Below are 2,259 nucleotides of genomic sequence, written 5' to 3' on the forward strand. Positions count from 1 at the left end.
CTGCCCGATTTTGACCATTGCGATTCCGGCGGCCATTGTTGCGGTGAAGAGGACGGGTTCGGGGCGGATGAGGCCGATGGCGGGGATGGCGCCGCCGGGGCAGAAGCCCGACAGCCCCCAGCCCAGGCCGAACAGCGCCGAACCCCCGACCAGCCCGGCGTCGATGTCGCGCCGCTCGGGCAGGTGGAAGCGCAGCGCCAGCACCGGCGCCGGCCGGCGCAACACCAGCCGGTAGCCCGGATAGGCCACCAGCAGCGCACCGCCCATCACGAAGGCCAGGGACGGATCCCAGGCCCCGGCAATGTCGAAGAAATTCAGAACCTTCGCAGGGTTGGCCATGCCCGAGACCGCAATCCCCGCGCCAAAGACCAACCCGACCAGCAAGGCCGACAGCAAGACCATCTCAGAACCCTCCCGCAAGATGGCGCACCGCATAGACCGTCGCCCCGGTCGCCAGCATGAAGCTCAGCGTCGCCACCAGCGACCGCGCCGACAGCCGCGCCAGCCCGCAGACCCCGTGGCCCGAGGTGCAGCCGCCGCCATAGCTGACCCCGATCCCGACCAGCAGCCCGCTGAGCGCCGTCCAGCCCAGCGGCACCGGGCTGTCGAAGCCGATCTCGACCCCGCCCAGCCGCACCAGCAGCAAGGGCGCCGCCACCGCGCCGGCCAGGAAGGCCAGCCGCCAGCCGCCGCCCGGCGCCAGCGCCCCGGCCAGGATCCCGGTCATGCCGGCGATGCGGCCGTGCAGCGCCATCAGCAGCACCGCCGCCAGCCCGATCAACCCGCCGCCCAGCAGCGATTGCACAGGGGTGAATTCGGTCATGCCCCGCCTCCGTCCCGACGATCCCCGTTTTCGCGATCCCCGTCCTCGCGGTCCCCGTCCTCGCGGTCCCCGTCCCGACGATCCGCGCCTTCGCCTTCAGAGCCGCCTTCGGAACCGCCGCCTTCCGGCCCGCGGCCGATGCCCAGCAGCGCCCAGACCGGGCAGAAGCGCAGCGCCGCGGTCGCCAGCAGCACCAGCCCGGCAACCGCCGCCGCCCAGCTCCACGCCGGCGAAAGCCCGGCCAGCAAGGCCAGCAGAACCAGGCCGAGGCCCAGCACCAGCCGCAGCACCCGCTCGGTGCCTGCGATATTGATCCGCATCCTTCCTCCTCCTCAGTCCCAGGGCGCCTGCAGCAGGTCAAGCGGGATCTTCAGGTAGCGCCGACCGTTCGCCTCCGGCGCGGGCAGCCGGCCGGCATTGGTGTTGACCTGCAGCGCATGCAGGATCAGCTTGGGCATCGGCAGGGTGCGGTCGCGCGCCTGCCGCGCGGCGACGAACTCGGCCTCGGTCAGGTATTGCGCCATGTGGCTGTTGCGCGCCTTCTGCTCGGCCACGGTCGATTCCCAGGCCGGCGCCCGCCCGCCCTGGCAATAGTCGTGGCCGGTGAAGACCCGCGTCGCCTCGGGCAGGGCCAGGATCTCCTGGATCGAGCGCCACAGCGCATGCGCGTCGCCGCCGGGGAAATCCGCCCGCGCCGTGCCGCTGTCGGGCATGAACAGCGTGTCGTGCACGAAGGCCGCGTCGCCGATCACATAGGAGATCGAGGCCAGGGTATGGCCGGGCGAGAACAGCACCCGCGCCGGGATCGAGCCGAGGCGGAAGGTCTCGCCCTCGGCAAAGAGCCGGTCCCATTGCGAGCCGTCGGCGGGGAAGTCCGGCCAGTTATAGAATTCCTTCCACAGTTTCTGCACCTCGACCACCTTCTCGCCGATGGCGGTGGCGGCGCCGGTCTTGTGCTTGAGGTAGTCGGCGGCCGAGAAATGGTCGGCATGGGGATGGGTGTCGAGGATCCATTCCAGCCTGTAGCCGCGCTCGGCGATGAAGGCGAGGATGCGGTCGGCCTCGATGGTGGCGGTGGCGCCGGATTTCTCGTCATAGTCCAGCACCGGGTCGACGACGGCGCATTGGCCGGTCGCCGGATCGGCCACCACATATTGCACCGAGCCGGTCCGCGCCTCGTAAAACCCCGTCACCTCCGGCGCAGCCGCCAGGGCCGCGCCTGCGCCTGCGCCAGAACCGGGGCCAGGATCGGAATGCGGATCGGCGGCCCGGCCGGGGCCGGAATCACGATCAGGGGAATCACGATCAGGGGCCGCGCCCTGGCCGGGCGTCGAGGTCGAGGTCGGGGCATGGCTCATCGGATACTCCTCCTGCGCGCAAACTGTCCTTCATCCATGAGATATTCGAGTATGCGAATATATGCAAGGGTGGCGAGC

General features: G+C 70.4%; 4 protein-coding genes. All 4 read right to left on the reverse strand.

The genetic code is table 11. The features are described from left to right. A partial coding sequence (locus tag IT40_RS26280) for a DUF6691 family protein (protein ID WP_036761442.1) occupies nt 1-402 on the reverse strand: 402 nt, incomplete at its 3' end. A gap of 1 nt (nt 403) precedes the next feature. Continuing rightward, nucleotides 404-823: a YeeE/YedE family protein gene (locus IT40_RS26285; RefSeq protein ID WP_036761444.1), complete on the reverse strand. Its 420-nt coding sequence runs from the start codon at nt 821-823 to the stop codon at nt 404-406. Continuing rightward, the gene (locus IT40_RS29820) at nt 820-1,143 is read right to left on the reverse strand and encodes a YgaP family membrane protein (RefSeq protein WP_084197492.1); all 324 of its coding nucleotides are present in this window, start codon (nt 1,141-1,143) and stop codon (nt 820-822) included. Before IT40_RS29820 ends, IT40_RS26285 begins: the two co-directional genes overlap by 4 nt. 12 nt (nt 1,144-1,155) lie before the next feature. Further along, the gene (locus IT40_RS26295; RefSeq protein WP_036761448.1) at nt 1,156-2,034 is read right to left on the reverse strand and encodes an MBL fold metallo-hydrolase; all 879 of its coding nucleotides are present in this window, start codon (nt 2,032-2,034) and stop codon (nt 1,156-1,158) included. Nucleotides 2,035-2,259: the final 225 nt, after the last annotated feature.

The sequence above is a fragment of the Paracoccus versutus genome, assembly GCF_000763885.1.
GTDB classification, from domain to species: Bacteria; Pseudomonadota; Alphaproteobacteria; order Rhodobacterales; family Rhodobacteraceae; genus Paracoccus; species Paracoccus versutus.